Annotated in this window: 21 protein-coding genes and 1 pseudogene; 15 read left to right on the forward strand and 7 right to left on the reverse strand. The window is 69.4% G+C overall.

Annotated features, from left to right (window positions below; translation table 11 throughout):
* Positions 1–33: 33 nt before the first annotated feature.
* Complete coding sequence (locus tag IPJ61_RS14055; protein WP_297108703.1) at positions 34–1,014, reverse strand: ribose-phosphate diphosphokinase; 981 nt, start codon at positions 1,012–1,014, stop codon at positions 34–36.
* A gap of 220 nt (positions 1,015–1,234) precedes the next feature.
* On the opposite strand from IPJ61_RS14055, the gene IPJ61_RS14060 reads away from it, so the two are divergent.
* Both IPJ61_RS14060 and IPJ61_RS14065 read left to right on the forward strand, forming a co-directional pair.
* Positions 1,235–2,569, forward strand: a complete 1,335-nt coding sequence (locus IPJ61_RS14060; RefSeq protein WP_297108706.1) for a hemolysin family protein — start codon at positions 1,235–1,237, stop codon at positions 2,567–2,569.
* The gene (locus tag IPJ61_RS14065) at positions 2,566–3,603 is read left to right on the forward strand and encodes a CNNM domain-containing protein (RefSeq protein WP_297108709.1); all 1,038 of its coding nucleotides are present in this window, start codon (positions 2,566–2,568) and stop codon (positions 3,601–3,603) included. Before IPJ61_RS14060 ends, IPJ61_RS14065 begins: the two co-directional genes overlap by 4 nt.
* A 111-nt stretch (positions 3,604–3,714) precedes the next feature.
* Here the strand turns inward: IPJ61_RS14065 and IPJ61_RS14070 are convergent, their stop codons facing one another.
* From IPJ61_RS14070 to IPJ61_RS14080, 3 genes are all read right to left on the reverse strand, one after another.
* Entirely contained in the window at positions 3,715–6,198 is a 2,484-nt protein-coding gene (locus IPJ61_RS14070; RefSeq protein ID WP_297108711.1) for a DEAD/DEAH box helicase family protein, read from the reverse strand.
* Positions 6,199–6,208: 10 nt separating this feature from the next.
* A complete protein-coding gene (locus IPJ61_RS14075) occupies positions 6,209–7,510 on the reverse strand; it encodes an MFS transporter (RefSeq protein ID WP_297108714.1) in 1,302 nt (433 codons plus the stop codon).
* Between the two features lie 124 nt (positions 7,511–7,634).
* Complete coding sequence (locus tag IPJ61_RS14080) at positions 7,635–8,453, reverse strand: class II fructose-bisphosphate aldolase (protein ID WP_297108717.1); 819 nt, start codon at positions 8,451–8,453, stop codon at positions 7,635–7,637.
* Positions 8,454–8,534: 81 nt separating this feature from the next.
* Here IPJ61_RS14080 and IPJ61_RS14085 point away from each other — a divergent pair, with 81 nt between their 5' ends.
* The 9 genes and pseudogenes from IPJ61_RS14085 to IPJ61_RS14125 form a co-directional block, all read left to right on the forward strand.
* The gene (locus tag IPJ61_RS14085) at positions 8,535–9,308 is read left to right on the forward strand and encodes a DeoR/GlpR family DNA-binding transcription regulator (protein WP_297108720.1); all 774 of its coding nucleotides are present in this window, start codon (positions 8,535–8,537) and stop codon (positions 9,306–9,308) included.
* Positions 9,305–10,267, forward strand: coding sequence for a 1-phosphofructokinase family hexose kinase (locus IPJ61_RS14090; protein ID WP_297108723.1), 963 nt, complete (start codon positions 9,305–9,307; stop codon positions 10,265–10,267). Before IPJ61_RS14085 ends, IPJ61_RS14090 begins: the two co-directional genes overlap by 4 nt.
* 255 nt (positions 10,268–10,522) lie before the next feature.
* Positions 10,523–11,254: an ABC transporter ATP-binding protein gene (locus tag IPJ61_RS14095; protein ID WP_297108726.1), complete on the forward strand. Its 732-nt coding sequence runs from the start codon at positions 10,523–10,525 to the stop codon at positions 11,252–11,254.
* Between the two features lie 41 nt (positions 11,255–11,295).
* Positions 11,296–11,616 (forward strand): TOBE domain-containing protein, encoded by a 321-nt coding sequence (locus IPJ61_RS14100; protein ID WP_297108728.1) that lies wholly within the window; start codon positions 11,296–11,298, stop codon positions 11,614–11,616.
* Positions 11,613–13,304, forward strand: a complete 1,692-nt coding sequence (locus IPJ61_RS14105) for an ABC transporter permease (RefSeq protein ID WP_297108731.1) — start codon at positions 11,613–11,615, stop codon at positions 13,302–13,304. The genes IPJ61_RS14100 and IPJ61_RS14105 overlap by 4 nt, the downstream gene beginning before the upstream one ends.
* A gap of 49 nt (positions 13,305–13,353) precedes the next feature.
* On the forward strand, positions 13,354–14,421 hold the full coding sequence (locus IPJ61_RS14110) for an extracellular solute-binding protein (RefSeq protein ID WP_297108734.1): 1,068 nt from the start codon (positions 13,354–13,356) through the stop codon (positions 14,419–14,421).
* On the forward strand, positions 14,411–15,487 hold the full coding sequence (locus IPJ61_RS14115; RefSeq protein WP_297108737.1) for a sugar-binding transcriptional regulator: 1,077 nt from the start codon (positions 14,411–14,413) through the stop codon (positions 15,485–15,487). Before IPJ61_RS14110 ends, IPJ61_RS14115 begins: the two co-directional genes overlap by 11 nt.
* A gap of 113 nt (positions 15,488–15,600) precedes the next feature.
* On the forward strand, positions 15,601–16,431 hold the full coding sequence (locus tag IPJ61_RS14120) for an HAD hydrolase family protein (RefSeq protein ID WP_297108740.1): 831 nt from the start codon (positions 15,601–15,603) through the stop codon (positions 16,429–16,431).
* Positions 16,422–16,877, forward strand: a pseudogene (locus IPJ61_RS14125) (iron-containing alcohol dehydrogenase); the annotation flags it as partial. The gene IPJ61_RS14120 and the pseudogene IPJ61_RS14125, both read left to right, overlap by 10 nt.
* Here the strand turns inward: IPJ61_RS14125 and IPJ61_RS22555 are convergent.
* On the reverse strand, positions 16,793–17,032 hold the full coding sequence (locus IPJ61_RS22555; protein ID WP_459251303.1) for a hypothetical protein: 240 nt from the start codon (positions 17,030–17,032) through the stop codon (positions 16,793–16,795). The pseudogene IPJ61_RS14125 and the gene IPJ61_RS22555 overlap by 85 nt on opposite strands.
* Before the next feature lie 976 nt (positions 17,033–18,008).
* On the opposite strand from IPJ61_RS22555, the gene IPJ61_RS14130 reads away from it, so the two are divergent.
* Both IPJ61_RS14130 and IPJ61_RS14135 read left to right on the forward strand, forming a co-directional pair.
* Positions 18,009–18,713 carry a dehydroquinate synthase/iron-containing alcohol dehydrogenase family protein gene (locus IPJ61_RS14130; protein WP_297108804.1) on the forward strand — a complete coding sequence of 235 codons (705 nt, stop codon included), beginning with the start codon at positions 18,009–18,011 and terminating at the stop codon, positions 18,711–18,713.
* Between the two features lie 522 nt (positions 18,714–19,235).
* Positions 19,236–20,522: a citrate synthase gene (locus IPJ61_RS14135; RefSeq protein ID WP_297108743.1), complete on the forward strand. Its 1,287-nt coding sequence runs from the start codon at positions 19,236–19,238 to the stop codon at positions 20,520–20,522.
* A gap of 120 nt (positions 20,523–20,642) precedes the next feature.
* Here the strand turns inward: IPJ61_RS14135 and IPJ61_RS14140 are convergent, their stop codons facing one another.
* Positions 20,643–21,098, reverse strand: coding sequence for an Hsp20/alpha crystallin family protein (locus IPJ61_RS14140; protein WP_297108746.1), 456 nt, complete (start codon positions 21,096–21,098; stop codon positions 20,643–20,645).
* A 210-nt stretch (positions 21,099–21,308) separates the two neighbouring features.
* Between IPJ61_RS14140 and IPJ61_RS14145 the strand changes: the two genes are divergently transcribed.
* Entirely contained in the window at positions 21,309–23,117 is a 1,809-nt protein-coding gene (locus IPJ61_RS14145) for an ABC transporter ATP-binding protein (protein ID WP_297108748.1), read from the forward strand.
* A 146-nt stretch (positions 23,118–23,263) separates the two neighbouring features.
* The gene (locus IPJ61_RS14150; protein ID WP_297108751.1) at positions 23,264–24,331 is read left to right on the forward strand and encodes a family 20 glycosylhydrolase; all 1,068 of its coding nucleotides are present in this window, start codon (positions 23,264–23,266) and stop codon (positions 24,329–24,331) included.
* Between the two features lie 94 nt (positions 24,332–24,425).
* Here the strand turns inward: IPJ61_RS14150 and IPJ61_RS14155 are convergent, their stop codons facing one another.
* Complete coding sequence (locus IPJ61_RS14155) at positions 24,426–25,253, reverse strand: GNAT family N-acetyltransferase (RefSeq protein ID WP_297108754.1); 828 nt, start codon at positions 25,251–25,253, stop codon at positions 24,426–24,428.
* Positions 25,254–25,305: the final 52 nt, after the last annotated feature.

The raw sequence follows: 25,305 nt of genomic DNA on the forward strand, positions 1-25,305 counted from the left end.
GCCAACTGTGCGTCAAAACTCCATGGAGCTCGGCTAGAACAGGCCCTCGGGCTCCGGCGGGGGCGCGTAGGACGGGTCGACGTTGTTGAAAAGGCGGCTGACGGAGCGGCCCTGATGGATGCGTGAGATCGCCTCGGCGAAAAGCCCGGCGACGCTCAGCTGGGTGAGGCCGGGGAAGCCGTCGGGGCGGGGAACGGTGTTGGTGGACACGACCTCGGTGATGTGCGGGTTCGACGTCAGCCGCTCGACGGCGTTGCCGGTGAACAGGCCGTGGGTGCAGGCGACGGAGGCCTCGACGCAGCCGAAGTCGACCAGGCGGTTCACGATCTCGACGATAGACCCGCCGGTCGCGATCTCGTCGTCGAGCACGATCGCCCGCTTGCCCCAGACGTCGCCGACGATGCTGTCGATGACGACGCGGTCGTCGCCCAGCCGCTGCTTGGAGCCCGCGGCCACAGGCAGGTTCAGGAGCCGGGCGAGCAGCGTCGCCTGCTTCGCGTTGCCGAGGTCCGGGGAGACGACGACGGTGTTGCTGAGGTCGCGGACGCGGTAGTGGTCCGCGATGACACCGAGCGCAGTCAGGTGGTCGACGGGCACGGAGAAGAAGCCGTGCACCTGGGGCGCGTGCAGCGCCATGGTGATGACGCGGTCGACGCCGGCCGTGCTGAGGAGGTCGGCGACGAGGCGGCCGCCCAGGGAGATGCGCGACGCGTCCTTCTTGTCCGAGCGCGCGTAGGCATAGTGCGGCATGACGGCGGTGATCTGCCCGGCCGACGCCCCCTTCGCGGCGTTGATCATCAACAGCAGCTCCATCAGGTGCTCCTGCGTGGGCGGCACAAGCGGCTGGATGAGGTAGACGTCGCGCTGGCGGCAGTTGGCCAGCAGCTGCGCCTGGAGGCAGTCGTTGCTGAACCGCGAGATCCTGGTACCCGACCGTTCCCGGCCCAGCTGGGCGCACACCTCGTCGGCGAACGCCGAATGCGCCGACCCGGAGAAGATGACGATGCCCTTCACGCCGTGCCTTTCCCTGAGAGTGCTCTCAGCCTAACGGGGATCGGTGTCGCGTGCGCACCGTCGACTCCTCTGGTCCCCGTGCTGACCAGAGCGCGGTGGGGCTGGTCAGCGGCGCGACCATGAGAGCGTCGACGCGTTTGCCTGCAATAATTGGGCCCATGTCATCTGATTCGGAGGGCCATAAACGCGGGCTCCGCGCGTGCCCTGATGGGGCCGCCTCGTGAGCCCAGTCGTCTCCTTACTCGTCGGCGTCGCGGTCGTCCTGATGATCACCGCCGCCACCGCCTACTTCGTCGCCCAAGAGTTCGCCTACGTCGCGGTTGACCGATCCCGGTTGGCCAGCCGGGCGGCCGACGGCGACCGTACCGCCCAGCGCACGCTCGACATCACCCGGCGCACGTCCTTCCTGCTGTCCGGCGCGCAGCTCGGCATCACCGTCACCGGCCTGCTCGTCGGCTACGTCGCGGAGCCGCTGATCGGCCAGGCGCTCGGCTCGCTGCTGTCCGGCGGCGCGCTGACCGCGACCGCGGTCGCCGTCGGCGCCTTCATCGCGCTGGCCTTCTCGACAGTCGTCCAGATGCTGCTCGGCGAGCTGTTCCCCAAGAACTTCGCCATCGCGCGCTCGGCGCAGGTTGCCGACGCGCTGGCGCCGTCGACCAAGGCCTACCTCACGGTGCTCGGGCCCGTCATCTGGGTGTTCGACAAGGCCGCTGAGCTGCTGCTGCGCGCGCTGCGCATCGAGCCGGTGCACGACGTCGAGTCCGCCGTCTCCGCGACGGACCTGGAGCGCGTCGTCGCCGACTCCCGCGCCTCCGGCACGCTCCCGGACGACATCGGCACCGTCATCGACCGCATCCTCGACTTCCCTCGCCGCGACGTCGAGCACGCCATGGTGCCGCGCGTCCGCGTCGGGTTCGTGACCCACACCACCACCGTCGCCGAGGTGCGCGCCAAGATGGCCACCGGTCACACACGCTACCCCGTGCTCGACAACACCGACAACGTGCTGGGCATCGTCCAGCTCGTCGACGTCCTCGACGAGCCCGCGGGGTCCTCACGCCCCGTCACCGAGATCGCTCGCGACGCCCTCTTCCTCCCCACCTTCATGCCCCTGCCCGACGCGCAGCAGCAGCTCCGCGAGTACGGCCAGGACCTTGCGTGTGTGCTCGACGAGTACGGCACGTTCGTCGGCATCGTGACGCTGGAGGACCTGGTCGAGGAGATCGTCGGCGAGCTGGTCGACGAGCACGACGCCTTGGAGGCGCCCGCCGAGGACCGCTGGGTCATGCCGGGCGACACCCCCGTCGACGAGGTCGAGCGGCGGATCAACCACAAGCTGCCCGACGGCGACTTCGAGACGCTCTCCGGGCTCCTGATCCACGAGGTGGGCGACCTGCCCAGCGAGGGCGACGTCATCGAGTTGACCCTTGAGCCGACGGCGGGGGAGCGCGTCCTGCACGCCGAGGGCCGCGTCGTGCGGTTCGAGATCCTCGCGATCGAGCGTCACGTGCCCTCCCGCGTCCGCATCCAGTTCGACGAGGAGGCGGACGCGTGATCCTTCTCGAGACAAACGGCTGGGCGACGGCAGGTTGGACAGTGCTGATCATCGTGCTCAGCGCCTACTTCGTCGCCGCCGAGTTCGCCCTCATGGCAGCCAAGCCCCACCGCCTCGAAGAGGCCGCGGGGACGGCAGCTGGGCGCGCGGCAGTCAAGAACTCTCACGAGTTGACCCTCGTGCTCGCCGGCTCGCAGCTCGGCATCACGGTCTGCACGCTGGCGCTCGGCGCCATAACCAAGCCCGCCGTGCACCACGCGCTGGTGCCCCTGCTGGAGCGCGGCCTCCCGCCGGTGGCCGCCGACGCCGTGGCCTTCGTCCTCGCGCTGATCCTCGTCACGTTCCTGCACCTGGTGGTCGGCGAGATGGCGCCCAAGTCGTGGGCCATCGCGCACCCGGAGCAGAGCTCGCTGCTCCTCGCGCTCCCGCTGCGGGCCTACATGTGGGTGACGCGCCCCGTCCTCCGCGCCATGAACTCCGCCGCCAACTGGCTGGTGCGACGCGCCGGGGCCGAGCCGAGGGACGAACTGACCCAGGGTCAGGACGCGGCGGGGTTGCGGCATCTCGTGGAGCACTCCGCCAACGTCGGCGCGTTGGAGGCCGCCTATCGCGGCTCGCTCGCGTCGTTCCTGACGCTGCGCGAGACCTCGGTCGCCGAGCTCCTCCCCGCCGATCAGCGATTGGCGGCGGTGCCCCTCAACGCCACCATGTACGACGTGCAGGAGGTCACCCGCGGCAGCAGACACCTGCGTGTGCTCGTCCGCGACGGCGCCCGCACCGTCGGCATCGTCCACGTGCGCGACACGCTGCTCGAACCGGACCTCGCTCGTCCAGCCCTCGACATCGCCCGGGAGCCTGTTCGGCTTCCCGCCGACACGGGTGTCGCGGCCGCGATGGCCACCATCCGCCGCGAGCGCACCCAGCTGGCGATCGTCGTCGCCGGCGATCGCGAGCTCGGCGTGCTGACCTTCGAGGACGTCCTCCCGGGCCTGATGCCGTCGGCTTTGCTTCGCGACGAAGGGGTCTCGTCCTGATCTAACGGATAAGTGCGGCGGGATAGACATTCCGAGCCCCTGGGGGCGGTTCTGTCCATCCCGCCGCACTTATCCGTCAGCGAGGCCCGGTCACGACAGTGAACCGTCCTGTCAGGGAGCGGGAGAGCGGCTCAGGGAACGTCGTCGGAGGATCGAGAGGCCGGCGGCGTCGCCCAGCGGTGACGACCAGCGCAGCGCGCGCACCAGGCCCGCACCCTCCGGGGTGCCGGTGTAGACGGCACGCCCAGGCCCGACGTGCTCGCGCCAGTGGGAGAGGAAGGCGTCTGCGGCGGCGCGGCTGGAGCCGAAGACCGTCGGCACCTGGTGCCAGACTTCCCGGTCCGGCCTGGGGGAGCGGACACCGTCGAAGATCGTCGTCGGGCGGGGTGTCCACGCGGGCCGCGACACGAGGTAGCGCGGGCGTTCGATGGGCTCGAGCAACTCGGCGAGGGCATCCGCGAACAGACCGGACACGACTTCCGATACCCTGTCCAGCCGTACGCGGGCCTCGCCGTCGAGGGTGACGTCGATGGCGATCGCCTCAGCGCCGACGGGGGACCGCCCGTCCGCACGCAACGCGTCGGCCACCGCGCTCGCGTACCGGGTCAGCGACGGTTCGGCCCTGCGCGTCTCAGCGTAGGCGCGCTGCCGATCGAGCCAGAACCAGCCGCCGACCACCGCTGCGACGATGAGCACGATCCAGCCGAGTTCGGGCAGCACCTGCATCGCTAGCAGCGACCCGGCGAACAGCGCGGACGGGATGCCCAGCGTCGTCACCGGCGACAGGACCGACGGCGCGGGCGTCACCGCCGCGGGGAGCCGCTCGCCGCGCAGCCGCAGGGTGGCCGCGGGCTCGATCCGGCGCGGATCGACGCGCGACCAGGCCTCGCGCACGGCATCGAGGTCGGACGAACGGATCAGCGCCCGCGCGTTGAGGCCGGCCAGCTCAGTCACCGGGGGTGGCGCGCCGGGGGACAGCCTCGCGTCGAGGTGCGCCACGCCGTCAACGACCTCGCCCTCGCCGTCGACCGCGAACCAGCCCGCGTGCTTGGCGACGAGACGCAGGTAGTCGGCGTTGCCGCGTGGCCCGTCCGCCACGGAGGTCACGGTCCAGTTGACCGCCACTTTCTCCGGCCGGGCGGGGTCGGTGCGCAGCGCGCGGCCCCGCGTCTGGACGATTGCGGTGGACGTGGTCGCCGTCGTGAGGTCGACGACGCACGTGACCTGAGGGCAGTCCCACCCCTCGCCAAGCAAGGCCCGGGTACCGACGAGCACACGGATCTCGCCGGCGGCGAGTGCCCGCGTCGCCTCGGCGATGAAGGCGCGGTCGTTCGCGCCGGTGACGACAGTGGGGCAGGCCCAGGCGACGCGCTCGTCGGCCCGCAGCGCGGCGTGCACCCAGTGCGCGGAGCCGGAGGCCGGGTCGAGGACACCGTCGAGGTCCGCGGGCAGCGCGGTCGCGACGGCGTGCTCGGTGAGGATCAGCAGGCGTGCGTCGGGGTCGTCGGCGAGGTGGTGCGCGGCGATCTCCACGGCGGCCTGCGCCTTCGCTGAACTCCGCGCGAGGATCCGATCCACCAGGTCCTGGCCGGGGCGGATGCCGGTGCGCCCGCGGCGATAGCCGACGGTGGGGAGCAGCCTGGTCAGGCGGGCGGCAGTCGCGCGGTCCGCGTCGTCGCCGTCACGCTCCAGGGCGTCCAGCCAGCCGTCGGCGACCGCCAGCCAGTCGGCCAGGTCGGGGGGCCGACGATGTCGTTCCGCGACGTGCGCGCCGTCGGGCATCTCCAGCCGCCCGTGGAGAGCGAGCCGGACGACGGCGTCCGCGACGGCCTCGCCGATGTCGGCAAGCGGCAGCAGCGCTGCCCAGGTCAGCAAAGGCGTGGAGGCCGTCCCCGGCCGTGTCAGCTCTGAGATCAGCTCGGCTGCGCGGCGGGCGTGCGCCGCCAACCACTCCTGTTCCCGCGCCGTCGGCGTCGTGAACCAGGACAGCTCGGCGAAGGGCACGAGGTCGCCCTCCGCGACGAGCGCGGGGATGGTCGCCTGGTAGGTCACCGGACCGAAGAGGCGGTTCACAAGGTCGGCTTCGGTGGGCGTCAGCAGTTCGGGCGGGGTTGCGGTGAGGGCGAGCACGACGGCGTCGTCGAGTTCGGCGAGCACCTCGTCGAGCAGCTGCCCCCACGCCTGGAGAAGGTGGTGGCACTCGTCGAGGATCACGGTGAGTGGCCCCGCGTCGTGCAGACGCCGGATCAGCGCCTCGCCGTTGGGGTGGAGCCGGGACCGGGGCGGGCCTCCGTCGGCCTCGCCGTCGAACACCGCAAGCGACTGGTACGTCAGCGCGGTGAAGCGTGCCCCCAGGGACCTGTCCGACGACGCGGCCTCGCCCGTGAGTCGTTCCCATTCGCGTCCCCACTGCATCGCGATGGCGGCGTTCGGGCCGAACGCGACGACGGGTCGACCCCAGCGCTCCGCCGCCGCGACGCCCAGCAGCGTCTTTCCGCCGCCCGGGGGCAGCACCACCCAGTGCCGGTCGTCGTGCGCCGCGATAGCGTCCAGCGCTTCGCGCTGGTGCCGGCGCCAGCGGATCTCGTGCGTCACGCAAGCACCGCTACGCGACGCGGCTCGGGTCCTTGACGAACAGCGCGACGATCAGGCCGATCAGCAGTACGGCGACGACACCGAGAATGCCCCAGTGCTGCGCCGAGGCGCCGGTGACGGTCGCGCCCAGCGCGATCGTCAGGCCGAACAGCGTCGGGGAGAGGAAGCTCACGGCGCGGCCTGTCGTGGCGTAGAGGCCGAAGAGCTCACCGCTCATGCCGTCCGGGATGAGCCGGGCGAGGAACGAGCGGCTTGCCGACTGCGCGGGGCCGACGAACAGGCACATGGCCAGGCCGAGCGTCCAGAACGCCGCCTTGCCGCCGTCGTGGAAGAGGAAGACGCAGGAGCCAAGGACCACCAGGCAGGTCAGCGAGACGACGATGACGGCCTTGGGTCCGAGCCGATCGTCCATCAGCCCGAAGAGCATCGTGGCGACGCCCGCGACGATGTTGGCCGCGACGCCGAAGATGACGACCTCGCCGAACGTGAAGCCGAACGTGCCCTGAGCGAGCACGCCGCCGAACGCGAAAACGCCGGCGAGGCCGTCGCGGAAGAGCGCGGACGCGATGAGGAAGAAGAGCGTGTTCGGGGAGGTCCGGGCGATGCGGGCGACGGAGCGGAACAGCTCCCGGTAGGAGCCGACGACGCCCAGCGACGGTGCGACGACCTCCGGCCTCCTGTCCTTCAGCGCGAGGAACAGAGGGATGGTGAACACCAGCGTCCACGCGCCGCACAGGATCATCGACAGGCGCACCTGGTCGGCGTCGAATCCCGTTCCCATGAGCGCGATGATGACGAGCAGGATGGTGATGCCGCCGAGGTAGCCGAGCCCCCATCCGAGCCCACTGACCCGGCCGACGTTGCTCGGCGTCGAGACCTGGTCGAGAGCGGCGTAGTAGTTGACGTTGGCGATCTCGGCGACGACGTTGCCCGCCCCCAGCAGCAGCGCACCCAGGATGAAGTACTCGGGGGCAGGCGCGACGAAGTACATGGCCGCGCAGATCGCCGCGAGCAGCCAGGTCTGCCAGCGCAGATGGAACATCCGGCGGCCGGTACGGTCCGAGCCTTGGCCGAGCACGGGAGCGAGCAGCGCGATGAACAGCCCGGCGAGGCCCGTCGCCCACGCCAGCTTCATCGTGACTTCGTCCTTCTCGCCGAACGCGGAACTGGTCAGGTAGACAGCGAAGACGAACGTGGTGATCACCGTCTGGAACGGCTGGGTTCCCCAGTCCCAGAATGCCCAGGCGAGGACCTTGCGGGTGGGGGCCTTTGTGGCGGCGAGCGCGCCGTCGGCAGCGGGAGTCGTGGTCACGCGTCGAACCTAGCTGTCCGCGGGCACGCCGTCGACCCCCGATCCGGCCCTCGTGCGCGTCGGCCGCGCTTGCCAGCGCACCCGTCTGGTGCCGCTCGCTACGGCGGCCACCGGTGGATCGAGGCTAAGCCCCTCCGGCCACGACCCGCAGGTAGTGCGCGACGGTGTCGGCGACCTGGTCCCTGGCCGGCGCGAGGTACTTGCGCGGGTCGACGACGGCCGGCTCCTCCAGGCGGGAGCGGACGCCGGCGGTGAAGGCCACGTTCAGCGCAGTCCCGATGTTCACCTTCCAGATCCCGGCCCGGGTCGCGGCCGCGATCGATGCGTCAGGAACCCCGGAGGAGCCATGGAGGACGAGCGGAATGGGCACGGCGTCGCGCAGCCGCACGATGAGGGCGAGGTCGAGCTCGGCGGTCTGCGAGGTCATCGCGTGCGAGAAACCGACGGCGACCGCGAGCGAGTTGACGCCGGTGTCTGCCACGAAGGTCGCCGCCTCGGCGGGGTCCGTTCTGACGCCAGGAGCGTGCGCTCCGTCCTTGCCACCGACCTCGCCCAGCTCGGCCTCCACCCAGATGCCCTCGCTGCGGCCCCACTCGCACACCTCACGGGTGCTCCGGACATTCCCATCGAAATCCAACGTGGACCCGTCGTACATGACGGAGCTGAACCCTAGCTCGCGCGCCCTCATGGCGAGCGCGGGGTCGGTGATGTGGTCGAGGTGCAAGACGACGGGGACCTCCGCGGCCGCGCCGACGGCAACCATGGCCGCCGCGATGGCCTCTGGGTGCCGGTGGAAGCGAATGGCGTTCTCGGACAGCTGAAGGATGACGCTGAGGCCGGCGCGCTCCGCGCCTGCGACGATGGCTTCCGCGTGCTCGAGCGTGATGACGTTGAAGGCGGCTACCGGGGAGTCCGTCAGGGCGGGCGAGGAAATGAGTGGCATGCTTGATCTTGACATGAACCCCAATCAAATGCAACGATTCCACGTAATCCCAAGGGTGTGGTTGAAAGCGGAGGTGGGAACATGGTCGAACTGGCACAGCCGTTCAGGCCCGAGCGCCTGAGAAGGCTCAGGGAGATGATCCAGACGAACGGGCGGCTGACGGTCGCCGAGGCCGCGGCAGAACTGCGGACGTCGACGGAGACCATCCGGAAGGACCTCGTCGCGCTCGAGGGCCAGGGGGTGCTGCGTCGGGTCCACGGCGGAGCCCTTCACCTCGAGTCGATGACGCACGAGCCCGAGGTCGCGACGCGCGGCACCAACGTCGAGGAGAAGCGGCGCATCGCCGAGGCCGCCCTCGCCTACCTCCCGCAGACCGGCGCGATCTTCATCGATGCGGGCTCGACGACGGAGGAGCTCGTCCGGCTGTTCCCCAACCGGCGGCTGACCGTCTTCACCAACACGCTCACCGTGGCCAGCGCGCTCGCCGCGCTCTCCGAGGTGAGGGTGCACACCCTTGGCGGGCGCGTGCGCGCCGAGACCCTCGCCGAGGTCGGGGCGCAGGCCCTGACGACGATCAGCACCCTCAGCTTCGACCTCGCCTACGTCGGCACGAACGCCATCTCGGTCGAGCGCGGCCTATCGACACCCGACGTCGAGGAGGCCTCGGTCAAGGCCGCCATGATCCGCAATGCCGAGCGCGCCTGCCTGCTTGCCGACCACACGAAGTTCGCACGGACCTCCCTCGTCAGGTACGCGGGGGTCGAGGAGCTGGACCTCATCGTGACCGGCCGCGAGCTCGACGCCCAGCACCGCTCCGCGCTGAAGGGACTCGACGTGGAGGTGGCCTACGCATGATCGTGACGGTGACGCCCGCGCCGGCGATCGACTGGACGGTCAAGGTGGACGCCTTCGACTGGGACGCCGTCAACCGCGTGGTGCAGAGCACGCGGGAGCCATCCGGCAAGGGCCTGAACGTCTCCTGGGCGCTCCACAGGGCAGGTATTCCCACCACCGCCGTGTTCCCGGCCGGGGGTGAAACGGGTTCCTACATGCGCGACTCCCTCGCCCGGGAGGGCCTCCCGCACGTCGTGATCGACACGGGCCGGGAGGTGCGCACCAACATCACGCTCGTGGCGCCCCCAGACCACTCGACGAAGCTCAACGAGGCGGGAACCCCGCTCAGCGCTGCCCAAGTCGTCGACCTCCATGACGCCATCCTCACCACCGGCAGGGGGGCGCGCATGGCACTGCTGTGCGGGAGCCTCCCGAAGGGGGTGGAGCCCGAGTTCCTGGCCCGCGTCGTGCGGGACCTCGCGGCGATCGGCACGCCGACGACGGTGGACACCTCGGGAGCCGCGCTCGCGACCGTCCTTGCCGCCAAGCCTGTCCTCGTCAAGCCGAACGTACACGAACTGGCGGACCTCGTCGGGATCGCGATCGAGACGTTCGGCGACGTCGAGGCCGCGGCCCGGGAGACCATTCGGCGGGGTGCGGCGGCCGTGCTGGCGTCGCTCGGGGCCGACGGATCCATGCTGGTGACCGGCGACCAGGCCCTCTACGGGCGTGCGCGGGGCATCCCGTTCGTGAACTCGGTCGGCGCTGGGGACGCGCTGCTGTCGGGATACGTGGCGGAGACCTCCGACGATCTCGGCGACCGCCTCCGTAACGCCATCCTCTGGGCGTCGTCGGCCGTCAGCCATCCCACGACCCTGTTCCCCATCAGGAACGATTTCGCCGAGCGGGTGGAGGTGACGCACGCCTTCGATCGCGGGACTCGTCTCTCGGAGCCTTCGCTCGAGCTCGTCGCGGGATAGGTGGAAGACGACGGTGGACATGGATCGAGAGGGGGTGCGGACTGAGTGACGCAAGGGTGCATCGCCCTCACTGACGGACCGAGCAGCGTCCCACCTATTACCGCTCATTTGAGTAACTCGGCGCACCGCGACGCCGGTACGGCCTCACGGCCAGCAAGCATTAGGCACCTCAGGAGGGTCTCATCCTGCCTGGACGCCACGAAACGTGTCCCATGACAACGCGGTCGCCATGGACAACGAAAGGGAAATTGCCACATGAGCAATAGTCAGAGCATCCTCATCAGGATCAAGGATGCCGTCAAGCGATACGGCGAAAACACGATCATCCCGGGCCTGTCCGTCGACATCCAGCCCGGCGAGTTCTTCACCCTGCTCGGCCCCTCGGGCTGCGGCAAGACGACTCTGCTCCGCATGATCGCGGGCTTCAACTCGATCGAGGAGGGGCAGTTCTACTTCAACGACACGCTCATCAACGACATGGAGCCGTCCAAGCGGCGGATCGGCATGGTCTTCCAGAACTACGCGATCTTCCCGCACATGTCTGTGCGTAAGAACGTCGAGTTCGGCCTCAGGAACATGGACTTCCCGAAGCGGGACATCCCGGCCAAGAGCTCCGAGTACATCGACCTGGTGCAGATCACGAAGTGGGCCGACGTGATGCCCGATCGGCTCTCCGGCGGCCAGCAGCAGCGCGTGGCGCTCGCTCGCGCGCTGGTGACGTCGCCTGACGTCCTGCTGATGGACGAGCCGCTCTCCAACCTCGACGCCAAGCTCCGCGTCGAGATGCGCGAGGTGATCCGCGAGATCCAGCAGCGGGTGGGAACGACGACGGTCTACGTCACGCACGACCAGGAGGAGGCCATGGCGGTCTCGGACCGGATCGCGGTGATGAAGGACGGCGTCATCCAGCAGCTCGGCGCCCCGCACGAGCTGTACCACCGGCCGTCGAACCTGTTCGTCGCGACCTTCATCGCCGCTCGAACCTGATCCCGGGGACGCTCGCCGGGACCACGCTCACGCTGGCCGGCGTGGACTTCGACGTCGACCCGCTGCCCGGCGCCGACGGCAAGGTCATGGTCGGCGTGCGGCCGGAGCAGTTCATCATGGATACCGATCCGTCGACCGAGGGCATCCAGGCGACGGTGCAGCACGGCGTCTTCCTCGGCCTGAACACGCAGTACTTCCTCGAGCTCGCCGACGGCACGCAGATCGAGGCCGTGCAAGAGTCGGAGATGAACCGCCTCCTCGATCCGGGCACGAAGGTGCGGCTGCGGATCAAGGCGCACAAGATCAACATCTTCGACGAGTCGGGTGAGAAGAACCTGTCCGCCCAGGCGGTGTCGCGATGAGCATCCTCGCCTCGACATCGGCGCAGAAGCGCACGAAGTTCTTCCGCTTCGACGTGTGGACGCTGATCTCGCTCGCCATCCTCGCGATCTTCCTCCTCTTCCTCGTCTATCCGCTGTGGGGCGTGCTGAAGGAGTCGGTCGTCGACGGCGAGGGCCAGTTCACGCTGTCCTACTTCCAGCAGTTCTTCGCCAAGAACTACTACTTCGGAACGATCATCAACTCGGTCTACCTCAGCGTGGCCGTCACGGTGTTCTGCCTCCTCGTCGGAGTGCCGTTCTCGTACTTCTACACCTTCTACCGGCTGCGTGGCGCGAGGGCGCTGTTCGTCGGGGCGGTGCTTTCGGTCATGTCGGCTCCGTTCATCGGGGCGTACGCGTGGATCCTCCTGCTCGGGCGCAACGGCATCGGCACGAGGGCGATCGAGTTCCTGTTCCCTTGGGGCGCGGGCAGCGTCAACATCTACGGCTTCGCCGGCGTGGTCTTCGTCCTGACCCTCAAGATGTTCCCGCTCGTCTCCGTCTACATGAACGGCGCCTTCCGGAGCATCGACGCGTCGCTGCTCGAGGCCGCTGAGCAGATGGGGAGCACCGGCATCAGGCGGATCTGGGACGTGATCGTGAAGCTCACGATCCCGACGCTGCTCGCGGCGTCGCTCCTGGTCTTCATGCGCGCGTTCGCCGACTTCGGCACGCCGCTGCTGATCGGCGAGGGGTTCCGCACCTTCACCGTCGAGATCTACAAGCAGTACCTCGGCGAGACGGGACAGAATCACAACTTCGCCGCGGCCATCGGCGTGATCGGCGTCGTCGTCACGGCGGCCATCTTCCTGATCCAGAAGTATGCGGCGACGAAGTTCAGCTTCTCCATCAAGCCGGGTCGCATCCCGGAGAAGCGCACGCCAAAGGGTATCTCGGGCGTCCTGATCTACGTCTATATGTACGGGCTGACGGCGTTCGCGTTCCTGCCACAGCTCTACGTCGTGTACCTGTCGTTCAAGAACAGCACCGGCTCGCGCTTCCTGCCTGGGTTCTCGCTGGACAGCTACAAGGCCGCCGCAGGCAAGCTGCTCGGCCGTTCCATCTGGAACACGCTCTCGTTCGGGTTCATCTCGTTGGCGATCATCATCGTCCTCGCCGTGTTGATCGCGTACCTGGTGGTGCGCCGCTCCAACGTTGTGAACAGCAGCATCGACACCCTTTCGATGATCCCCTACATCATGCCGGGTGCGGTGCTGGGCATCGGGCTCGTCATCACGTTCAATCAGGCGCCGCTCGCACTGACCGGGACCGCGGCGATCATGATCATCGCCCTGGTGGTCCGGCGCATGCCCTACACCATCCGGTCCGCGACGGCGACCCTCATGCACATCCCGATGTCCATGGAGGAGGCTGCGCGCAGCCTCGGCGCCTCGAAGATCAAGACGTTCGTCAAGATCACCACCCCCATGATGTCCGCGGGCATCGCCTCGGGGGCGATCCTCAGCTTCGTCGCCATCGTCACCGAGATGTCGGCGGCGATCATCCTCTACAACAACCGGACCATCACCCTGACGATGTCCGCCTACGTGGCGATCTCCCGTGGCAGCTACGGCATCGCCACCGCGTTCTCCGCGATCCTCACCGTCCTCACCGCGGTGATCCTGCTCGTGTACCTCCGGTTCACGCAGGAAGACAACATCAAGCTCTGACGCCACCCCGGCGCCAGCGCATCCGTTCCACTCCACCTAAGGAAGAACCATGGACCTCAAGAAGATCATCGCAGGCGCGTCCGCGAGCCTGCTCGCGCTCGGACTCGCCGCGTGCGGCGGCAGCACCGAGCCGGGAGGTGGCAGCACCGAGACAGGTGGCGCCCCCGCGAACAACCACCTCATCTTCTACTCCACCATGACCGAGAACGACCTGAGCGTGATGACCGGCCTCCTCGAGGAGCAGTTCCCGGACATCGAGATCGAGATCGTCAACGGCAACGCCGGCGAGCTGACCACCCGTATCCGCTCCGAGGCAGGCAACCCTCAGGGCGACATGATGTGGGGCGGCCTCGACACGATGGACGGAGACACGTACTCTGACGTCTTCGAGCACTGGCTGTCCGATTACGAGGACACCGTGCTGCCGCAGTACAAGTCGCCCAACGGCTTCTACAACGTCGATCATCTCTCGACGGTCGCCTTCGCGGTCAACACCGACATCGAAAAGGAGCTCGGCATCACCGTCAACGGCTACGCCGACCTGCTCAACCCCGCACTGAAGGGTAAGATCCTCATGGCCGACCCGACGTCTTCGTCGTCGGCGTGGAACAACCTGAGCAACATCCTGACCGTCTTCGGCAAGGACACCGACGCGCCGTGGGACTACGTCGGCAACCTCTTGAAGAACGACCTCGTCATCGCTTCGTCGTCGTCGGCAGCGTTCAACTCCGTCGCGGACGGCGAGTACGCCGTCGGCCTGACCTACGAGGACGGGATCTCGGTGCTGCTCAAGAACGGCGTCGACAACATCAAGATGGTCTACCCGGCCGAGGGCACCAGCGCGTCCGCCTTCGCGACGGCGGTCATCAAGGGCGGGCCGAACCCCGAGCTGGCCAAGAAGGTCGTCAACTACATCATGAGCCCCGAGGGCCAGGTCGCCTTCGGTGAGGGTGTGGGCACCGTGCGCATGACGACCTCGGAGACGGTGAACTCCCAGTGGCTGCCGCCGCGCGAGGAGATCACGTGGGTCGACCTTGACGTGGCGTGGCTGACGGAGAACCGTCCCGCCGCCATCGAGCGCTGGACCGAGATCTACACGGAGCTTCGTGGCTCCTGATCGAGTGGAGGACGCCGGTGGCTCGCATGCGGGCCACCGGCACCTTCCGTCCGCCGGGCGGCCGCGTGAACTGGAGCGCAACCCGTCGGGGCACCGCCGGCTCCTGATGCGGGTCAGCACCGTCTACTACGTCCACGGCCGGTCCCGGGTCGAGATCGCCGACGACCTGGGCATCTCCCGGTTCAAGGTGGCGCGCGCCCTCGAAGAGGCGCGCGACATGGGGATCGTGTCCATCACCGTGCACAGCGGCGCCCCGATGCCCGAGCTGTCGGCCCGATTGGCGGCTCATCTGCGGCTTCGGCGCGCGAGCGTCGTCGAGGTGTACGGCGACGACCCCAGCCTGCGCGCCGTCGTGGGCCGTGAGGCGGGAGCTGTGCTCGGCCAGCAGCTCGAAGACAGCGAGGTGCTGGGCATCGGGTGGGGACGGACGCTCAACACGATGTTCGACGACATCGACTACCTCCCGCAGGTCGAGATCGTGCAGCTGTCGGGCAGGTTCGGGGGCGACATCGAGAACTCGGCCGCCCAACTGACCCGCCGGACGGCCGCCTTGGCGGGCGCCTCGACCGCGCGCGTCATCCGCGCTCCCTTCTTCATCGACGACGCCCGGCAGGCCAACGCCGCTCGCCGCCACCCCACGATCGCGGCCGTCGTCGCCGACTTCGCCCGCATCACCACCGCCGTCGTCGGGATCGGGGCCATGGCGCCTGTCCCGATGTCCGTTGCCGTCGCGTCCGTGCCGCCGCGGGTCGCGGAGCGACTTCTGAACTCCGGCGCCGTCGGGGAGATCCAGGGCTCCCTCTTCGCCGCCGACGGCCATGTCGTGGCGGGAAACCTCTGGCGCCACACCATGAGCATCACGCCCGCAGCTCTGGCGCGCATCCCTCGCGTGATTGCCGCGGCTGCCGGCGTCGGCAAGACGCAGGCCGTGCACGCCGTGTGCTCGTCCGGCGTGCCTACGGACCTGGTCGTCGATATCGAGCTCGCCAACGCCCTGCTCGCAATGCCGCCCATCGACGAGGTCTTCCATCACGAGCGCGCCGATAGCGCTCAGATGTGTATCTAGGCGACGCCTCCGGCGGCACAATCCGTCGCCCGCCCTACCGTAGGGAAGCACTGATCAATCGGGCGCCGGCTGCGGCGCACCAGGCCGCGCCCCATCGCGCTGAAGGAGACCGCATGACGCCCCCCGCACCGCAGCCGACCACTGTCCCGCGCCTCGTCGCGCTCGACATGGATGGCACGCTGACCCAGCACAAGACCCCGCTCGGGGCCACCAACCGCGCGGCCCTTGACGAGCTGAGGAGGCACTTCAGACTCGTGCTTGTCGGCGCGGGCTCCTGCCTGCGGATCCACAACCAGCTCGGCGGGTATCCGGCCGATGTCGTCGGCTGCTACGGCATGGAGCGTGCCGAGTGGGACGAGGAGGTGCCCCAACTGCGCGTCGTCGAGACCTCGCCGGCGAGTCCCTTGGACGTTGAGGCCCGCGCCGCCGCGCTCGCCGCCGTCGCGCGGATCCGCGACCGGCACGGCTACACCTCGTTCGACGGCGACAGCGTCGAGTTCCACCCCTCCGGCATGTTGACGTTTGCCCTCCTCGGCACCGCCGCGCCGATCGAGGCCAAGCTGGCCTTCGATCCGGACCGCAGCCGGCGCCGCGTCTTCTACGACGAGGTGTGCGAGGCCTTTCCCGCGTACACGGTGTTCGTGGGCGGTTCGAGCTCGTTCGACATCGTGCCCCGGCCCTACGACAAGCTCCACGCGCTGCGGCGGTACTGCGCCGCCCACGGCATCGGCGCCGAGGAGGTCGTCTTCATCGGCGACGACTACGGACCGGGCGGAAACGACGAGCAGGTCTACCGCTCGGAGATCGATTTTCTCACCATCGACGACTACCGGCACTTTCCACAGGTGGCCGCGTCCCTGGTGAACCGTGCGGCGAATACCATTGCCTCACCGCCGGACGGCCCCCTCCCGAGCAACGTGAAGGAACACGCCTCATGTCACTGATTCAGCACGCGTTGGAGTCCGCGGACGAGACCCGGGCCATCGAGTTCGGCCACGACGCCCTCGGCAGGACAGGAAGCCTCTTCCGGGGCCTCTTCCCCGACGCGACCGCGTTGGTCGTCGCCGACGAGAACACCTTCGCCGCGGCCGGCGCCGAGGTGCTGGCATCGTTGCGCGATGCAGGAGTCGCGCTGGCCGCGGAGCCGTTCATTCTTCCCGGAACACCGACCCTGTACGCCGACTACGTCAACACGACGCTCGTGCGCGAGCGTCTCGCCGAGCTCCCCGGCGCGGTGGCGTGCTCGATCGCGGCCGGCACCCTGAACGACGTGACGAAGCTCGCCTCCGGGGAGTTGGGGCGGCCCTACCTGAACGTCTGCACCGCCGCCTCGGTGGACGGGTTCAGCTCGTACGGCGCGTCGATCTCGGTCGACGGTTTCAAGATCACCCGGGACTGTCCTGCCCCCGCGGGGCTGGTCGCCGACCTGGCCGTCATGGCCGCGGCCCCCGTGCGGCTGACGTCGACCGGATACGGCGACCTGATCGAGAAGATTCCCGCCGGTGCCGACTGGATCCTCGCCGACGAGCTCGGCGTCGAGCGCATCGACGCCCCCGTCTGGGACCTCGTCCAAGGGCCGGGCCGCGAAGGGGGCGGGGGGGGGGGGGGGGGGGGGGGGGGGGGGGGGGGGGGGGGGGGGGGGGGGGGGGGGGGGGGGGGGGGGGGGGGGGGGGGGCGGGGGGGGCCGCGGGGGGGGGGGGGGGGGGGGGCGGCCGGGGGGCGGGGGGCGCGCGGGGGGGGGGGGGGGGGGGGGGGGGGGGGGGGGGGCGGCGCCGCGGGGGGGCCGCGCGCGGCCCGGGGGGGCGGGGGGGGGGGGGGGGGGGGGGGGGGGGGGGGGGGGGGGGGGGGGGGGGGGGGGGGGGGGGTGGGGGGGGGGGCGGGGGGGGGGGGGGCGCCGGGGGGGGGGGGGGCGGGGGGGGGGGGGGGGGGGGGGGGGGGGGGGGGGGGGGGGGGGGGGGGGGGGGGGGGGGGGGGGGGGGGGGGCCCGGGGGGGGGGGGGGGGGGGGCGGGGGGGGGGGGGGGGGGCGGGGGGGGGGGGGGGGGGGCGGGGGGGGGGGGGGGGGGGGGGGGGGGTGGGGGGGGGGGGGGGGGGGGGGGGGGGGGGGGGGGGGGGGGGGGGGGGGGGGGGGGGGGGGGGGGGGGGGGGGGGGGGGGGGGGGGGGGGGGGGGGGGGGGCGGGGTGGGGGGGGGGGGGGGGGGGGGGGGGGGGGGGTTTTGGGGGGGGGGGGGGGGGGGGGGGGGGGGGGGGGGGGGGGGGGGGGGGGGGGGGGGGGGGGGGGGGGGGGGGGGGGGGGGGGGGTTTGGGGGGGGGTTTGGGGGGGGGGGGGGGGGGGGGGGGGGGGGGGGGGGGGGGGGGGGGGGGGGGGGGGGGGGGGGGGGGGGGGGGGGGGGGGGGGGGGGGGGGGGGGGGGGGGGGGGGGGGGGGGGGGGGGTGGGGGGGGGGGGGGGGGGGGGCGGGGGGGCCCGCCTTCGCCACGCGCTGGGCCGCCCGGACGAGTTGGTCGCGGGCGACGAGGACGCTGTGGCCGCGCTCGCCGAGGGCAACCTGCTGTCGGGCCTGGCGATGCAGGCGGTGAAGTCGTCGCGCCCGGCCTCCGGCGCAGGCCACCAGTTCTCGCACACCTGGGAGATGGAGGGCCACGGCCTGAACTGGGAGCCGCCGCTCAGTCACGGATTCAAGGTCGGCGTCGGCACCGTCGCCTCGCTCGCCCTGTGGGAGGAGGCGCTGCGGCTCGACCTCGCGGCTCTCGACGTCGACCGGATCGTCGCCGAGGCGCCGACGAAGGACGACGTCGTCGCCCGCATCGAGGCGGCGCTGCCGGAGAAGATCCGGGAGGAGTCCATCAAGGTCTCCCTCGCCAAGCACGTAGAGGGGGAGGCGCTCCGTGACCGGCTCCTGCTGATCGGGAACCGCTGGGACGCTATCCGGGCCCGCGTCGCGGACCAGCTCGTCGCGCCCAGCGAGGCCGCCGAGATGCTGCGTCGGGCGGGGGCGCCGAATCATCCGGGGCTGATCGGGATCGGCTGGGACCGGTTCAGGGAGACCCATCACAAGGCACACATGATTCGCAGCCGGTACACGGTCCTTGAGCTGCTCTGGGAGACCGGAACCTTCGACATCGTGCTGGACCGGCTTTTCGCGCCGTCGGGATTCTGGGGGCGGCATCGGGACGCCGAAAGCCTCGGCGGGACCCCTGTCCAGGGCCTAGTGGCTCGTCGCGCCTAAATGCGCGGGTAAGCGACTCCATGCGGGCGATTGACGTCGTTGTCGTCGGTCGACGTAGTGCCCCGCCATGACTCCCTCCTCCGCCTTATCACTCATCCCACCTGACGCCGCGTCCTATCCGCACCTTTAGGTGCGACAGACCACCAGTGTCGCGTGTCGGAAGTAGGTTGATGGATTCTGGTGTTCCAGTGGATGGATCGCAAGGCCGACGAGCGAAGGAGCACTTGGTTGTTCGTCGAGTGAGGAGAACGCAGCGAGGCGCCGCTGGGGCGCCAGAAGCCGCAAGCTACTTCGGACACGCGGCACTCGGGAAGCACTGATCAATCGGGCACCGTCGGAGAGGAAGCGCCCGGTGGTCCTGCGGAGAGACGGCGCCGCGCAATGCGATCGTCCGGATTGTGAGTACCAAACAAGAATGTACCGTGCCGCCTGTGCGGGTTGTATGGTGGGGGTCCGCAACCGACCTGTGAATGATTCTGCCGGTGCCCACGACGGCCGCCGGAACCAACGAAAGGTGAACGCATGACCGACAGCGGAGTCCTCAAGTACGGGGGCCACGAGCTCGAGCTCCCCGTCGTCAAGGCCACCCAGGGCAACGACGGACTCGACATCGGGAAGCTGCTGGCGACCACCAAGGTCACGACGCTCGACTCGGGTTTCGTCAATACGGCCTCCTGCACGTCCGAGATCACGTTCATCGACGGTGACGAGGGAGTGCTGCAGTACCGCGGCTACCCCATCGAGCAGCTGGCCGAGCAGGCGACGTTCATCGAGGTCGCCTACCTGTTGATCTACGGGGAGCTGCCGACGGCGGACCAGTTGGAGGACTTCAACACGAAGATCGCGCGCCGCATGATGCTCGACGAGCGCATGCGCGAGCTCTTCCGCGCTTTCCCGCGTGGCGCGCACCCCATGCAGGTGCTCGCTTCCGGCGTGATCGCGCTGGGCGCGTTCAACCGCGACACCCTCGATGTCCATGACACCGATCAGGTCGAGGAGGCCAGCCTTCGCCTGCTCGGCTCGATGCCGACACTCGCCGCCTACGCGTACAAATCGTCGATCGGTGCGCCGTTCCTGTACCCGCAGACCAAGCTGGGCTACGTCGAGAACTACCTGCGGCTGTCATTCGGCACCCCGCAGGAGGAGTACGAGATCGACCCGGCCGTCGTGCGCGCGTTCGAGACGCTGTTCATCCTGCACGCCGACCACGAGCAGAACGCTTCGACGTCGACGGTACGCCTCGTGGGTTCGGCCGACGCCAGCATCTACGCGTCGATCTGCTCGGGCGTCAACGCCCTTGCGGGTCCGCTGCACGGCGGCGCCAACCAGGCCGTGCTGGAGATGCTGCGTCAGATCTCGCAGGAGGGCCTGAACATCAAGGACTTTGTTGGCCAGGTCAAGGACAAGAAGTCCGGCGTCAAGCTGATGGGCTTCGGCCATCGCGTCTACAAGAACTACGATCCGCGCGCGAAGATCATCAAGGGTCACGCCGACGAGCTGCTGCGTAAGTCCGGCGGCAACAACCAGCTGCTTGAGATGGCGCTCGAGCTGGAGGCGACGGCGCTGAACGACGAGTACTTCATCTCCCGCAAGCTGTACCCGAACGTCGACTTCTACACGGGCCTGATCTACGAGGCGATGGGCTTCCCCGCGCAGCACTTCACCGCGCTGTTCGCGCTGGGTCGCCTCCCCGGCTGGATCGCGCAGTGGCGCGAGCAGCACGCCGACCCGGGCCGCAAGATCGGCCGCCCGCGCCAGATCTACGTCGGCCCCGATCGCCGCGACTACGTTCCCATCGACCAGCGCTGACGTAGTCATCCACGAAAAAGCGGGGCCCGGACGCCATGTCCGGGCCCCGCTTTTCCGTCGCCTACGGGCTGTTACGGAAGCAGTGGCCGTAGGAGGCCATCTCCCGCTTCGTGGCAGGCCCTAGTTGTCGATCGGCTGGGGCGCATCCTCGGTGGCGTGTGCGCTGATCATCGGCGCGTCGTCGAAGTTCGTCACCTGGATTTTGCGGGGCTTCGCCTTCTCGCTCATCGGGATGGTCACGCTCAGCACGCCGTTGTTGTACGCGGCGGTGATGCGCTCGGTGTCCACGCCCTGGCCAAGGTTCAGCTGGCGCAGGAAGCTCGCGGCCTCGCGCTCGCGGGTGATCCACTGGACGCCCTCGTGTTCGGCGAGGGTCCGCTCGGCACGGATCGTGAGGAGCTGACCATCAACGTCGATGTCGACGGAGCCGGGATCGATGCCCGGAAGGTCCGCGCTCAGCACGTAGGTGTCGCCCTCTCGGTAGAGATCCATGGGCATGCGGCGGGGGCCGCGGCGCACGTCCAGGAAGCTCGAGGCGATGCGATCGAGCTCGCGGAACGGATCGTAGGTTGCCATTGCTGTGTCCTCCTGTCAGACGAAATGTCAAGGTTGAGCATGGGCCGCTCAACTACTACCAGGTTAGCACTCTCGTCAAGAGAGTGCTAACGGCAATCCGTGGGGGGGTGAGGCCGGAGACGTGCCGCCTGACCCCGCGGCGCGCGAGGGATCCGGGCGGTGGGTTTCGGGTGACCAGCGGGCTATAGTGCCAAGTCGCAAAGGAGAACCATGCGCAGCCTTTACCGGATCATCACGACCGCTCGTGAGCTCTGGCCCCTCTACCTCGGAATCATCCTCGGCGCCATCGCCACCGCGGCGACCGCGCTGCTGATGCCGTTCGCCATCGCCCGCGCGACGGACACCGTCGTCGCGATGGTTGCCGGCACCGGCGGCTCGGCCGTGACCCTCGTGTGGCTGGCCACCGCGCTGCTGGCGCTGAGCCTCGCCAACTCCGCGATCAGTAACCTCACCGGCTACTGGGGCGACGTCATGGCGACGCGGCTGCGCGCCATCCTCTCGCGCCGCTACTTCGAGAAGCTGCTGCGGCTGCCGCAGCGGTACTTCGACAACGAGCTCACCGGCACGATCATCTCCAGGCTGCACAGGTCGATCACGTCGATCACCGACTTCCTGAACATGTTCGCCAACAGTTTCTTCCCGACGCTGATCACGCTGGGCGCTGTGCTTGTTATCGCGCTGACCTACTCGCCGTGGCTTGCGTTGCTGCTCGTGATCATCTACCCGACGTTCATCTGGCTGACCGCGCTGACGTCGAAGAAGTGGCAGGTGTGGGAGCACAAGAAGAACGAGCACTACGACATCGCGGGGGGACGCTTCGCGGAGGTCGTCGGCCAGATGCGTGTCGTGAAGTCGTTCGTGACCGAGCGCCGCGAGCTGAGGTCCTTCGGCACCCACTTCGACGACGCCGTCGGCCTCACTGCGCAGCAGTCGGCCTACTGGCACCGGATGGACCTGGCCCGCCGCGCCGTGCTCGACGTCGTGTTCTTCGGCGTCTACCTGATCATCTTCCTGCAGACTGCGCGCGGCGACTACACCGTCGGCACCATGGTGATGCTGCTGCAGCTGGTCAACATGGCGAAGATGCCCGTCACGTCGATGAGTTGGTATCTGGACACCGCGCAGCGCGCCATCGCAGGCAGCCGTGAGTACTTCTCCGCGATGAACCAGATCGAGGAACCCCACAATCCTCTGGATGTCCCGCTCGTAGAGCGGGGTCCCACCCTTGCCTGGTCGAACGACGATCCGGTGATCGACTTCGATCACGTCAGCTTCGGCTACGGCGACACGACCGATGTCGTGCTGAAGAACGTGACGCTGGCGATCGACCGCGGCGAGCGGGTCGCGTTCGTCGGAGAGTCCGGTGGCGGCAAGACGACGCTGGTCAACCTGATCATGAAGCTGTACTCGGTGACCGACGGCGTGCTGCGCGTGCACGGGCAGTCGGTGGAGGAGGTGCCGACGGAGGCGCTGCGCCGCGAGGTCGGTGTCGTGTTCCAGGATGCGAGCCTCTTCAGCGGGACGATCCGGGAGAACCTCGCCTACGGCCTGACCGAGGTGACCGACGAGCAGCTTCGGGCAGCGGCCACGCGAGCCAACGCGATGGGCTTCATCGATAAGCTGAAGGACGGCTTCGACACGCAGATCGGCGAGCGCGGCATCAAGCTGTCCGGCGGCCAGAAGCAGCGGCTGGCGGTGGCGCGCGCGCTGCTGAAGGACGCGCCGATCCTCATCCTCGACGAGGCGACTAGTTCGCTGGACACCAAGTCCGAGCGCGCTGTGCAGGCCGGTCTCGATGAGCTGATGGAGGGCCGCACGACGCTGATCGTCGCGCACCGCCTTTCCACGATCTCATCGGTGGATCGGATCGTCACGCTGCGCGACGGCCGAATCGACGAGGTCGGCGCTCCCGAGGAGTTGGCCACGACCGGCGGCATCTATGCCGAGTTGCTGGCGCTTCAGGGATCGACGGCGAAGGCCGACAAGGCCAAGCTGCTCCGCTACGACATCGTCCGCTGACGCGATGCTGCGCATACGCCGAGCACTGTGTCATAGCGCCAGTGCTCGGCGTATGCGCAGCAGAATGCGGGGGACAGTAGCGTGGCCCGTCCGAAAGGGGCGGTAGGACCACGGTGCTACCTTGGTGACTCTGACAAGGAGAAACGATGACAGACGTACGTGCGGTCATGCTCGACGTCGGCAGGAAGCGGTTCGACGCCGCGTGGATCGCCCGGCTGCTCGAGTCGATGGGCGAGCTGGGGCTGAACACGCTGCAGCTCCACCTGTCCGACGCCGTCGGGCTCGGCGTCGAGCTACCCGGGTTCGAACGGCTCGCCGCCCCCGGCGCACTGACGCCTGACGACGTCGCCCTCATCCGTGCACGGGCGGACGCCTGCGGCGTGCGGCTGATCCCGGAGCTGGACACCCCTTCGCATGCCACGCCGTTGCTCGTCGGCCGGGAGGAGTTTCGCCTGAGGGACTGCTCGGGGATGGTCGAGCCGGACAAGATCGACCTGTCGAACCCCGCTGCTCGGCGCTACATCGGCGAGCTGTGGGACGCGGTGATCGGGTTGTTCGAGCCCGAGGTGGTGCATCTGGGCGGCGACGAGTTCCTTGCCGCCCCGTGGGAGGACGACGAGGCGCGCCGGCCGGACCGCTACCCGGTTCTGCTTGACTGGGCGCGGGCCGAGGCCGGCCCGGGGGCGACCGCGGAGGACGCCTACGCGCTGTACGTGACCGAGCTTGCCGACCACGTACGCCGTCGGGGCTGCTCCGCGTGGCTGTGGAACGATCACGTGGTCCCGGCGGACGCCCGGCCGCTCGTTCCGGTGCCGCATGACCTCGTCGTCGACGTCTGGGTCCGCTGGCGCGAGTGGACGCCCAGCGTCCTCGACTATCTGGCCTCCGGCTACGACGTGATGAACTCCAACGGCGACCTGCTCTACTTCGTCCTCTCCTCCGACGGTGTGCCGGCGCTGACCGGACGCAAGTCCGGCGAGGACATCGCCGCGACCTTCCGTCGTACGCGGTTCATGGGTCTCGCAGGCGAGCGGACATGGATCGACGTCGCCGCCGACGACCCGCGCGTCCTGGGAGCCAAGCTGGCGGTCTGGTGCGACGCCCCGGACGCCCTGACCCCGGAGGAAACCTGGACCCGCCTCCAGACCTGGCTCGCGCCGTTCGCCGCCTCCTTCGCGGAGGACACAGATCGGCCAGCTCCGTCAGGCAGGTGATGCGCCCCGGCGCGCGTTGAGGCGCCAGCCACGCGTGGTGGTCGTGAGTGGGGTGAAGCCCACGGCGGTGGCGAAGGCCATCCCCGTCGCGTCGTCAGTTCCGACATAGTTCAGAAGCCGGTCCGCGTGACCGAGACGAAGCCAAGCTGCGGCCTGCCCCTACCAACCAGCGGCCGACGCCGTTGCGCCGATGGGATGGGGAGACCCACAGGTTGCCGATGTCGGCCAGCCCGGAGTGACTGCCGACGAGGCCTGTGTCGCCGGTGCGGATATCCACCTCGATGTAGCCGATGACCTCTGGACCGAGGTGAGCCGCGAAGCGTGTGCCCGCCGCCCCCAGCGTCCTCGCGACGGTGAGGCCGGAGAGTGGGGCCGGGGTAACCTCGAGGCCAGCCAGATCGGCGAGGAGGACTGTCTCGTCGGGTCCCTCCGGTGCAAAGCCCTTGTCGCGGAGGAGCGCGCGAATGTGAGGCCACTGCTCCGGGATCCCGTAGATCCCGGGCGCGGGCAGGACGCCGTCCGCCGCGATCCGCGTTGCGCCCGCCTCGCGCAGCACCTGGACCGCCGCGCGGAGGAGCAGGTCGCCCGCTTCGGTGGCGTCGGGCCAGTACGGCGCGTTCGGCCAGCACAGCAGCCACCGGATCTCACCGAGGCCTCGGTACGTTGGCCCTACCTCCGCGTGATCCCGGTAGATCAGGAGATGAGCCGCCGCGCTCACTCTGCCGCGCTGCTCGGCGACCAACGTGTGGCGCGCCTCGACCCAGGGATCGACGATGAACTCACCCGGCTCTCGTTCAAGTTGTCCGAGGAGACGATTGGTCGAGATGGTGACGCCGGGGACGACCGCGGATACGTGGGCGTTGGCCAGCTCGGTGAGCTGGTCGCGATCGGTGCGACGGAAAGGGCGGATCTGAACGGACATGGCGGGCCTCCGGCCTGAGTGAGAGGAGTGGAGCCGCCACCGATGCGGTACT

The sequence above is a fragment of the Tessaracoccus sp. genome (assembly GCF_016714275.1).
Classification (GTDB): Bacteria; Actinomycetota; Actinomycetes; order Propionibacteriales; family Propionibacteriaceae; genus Arachnia.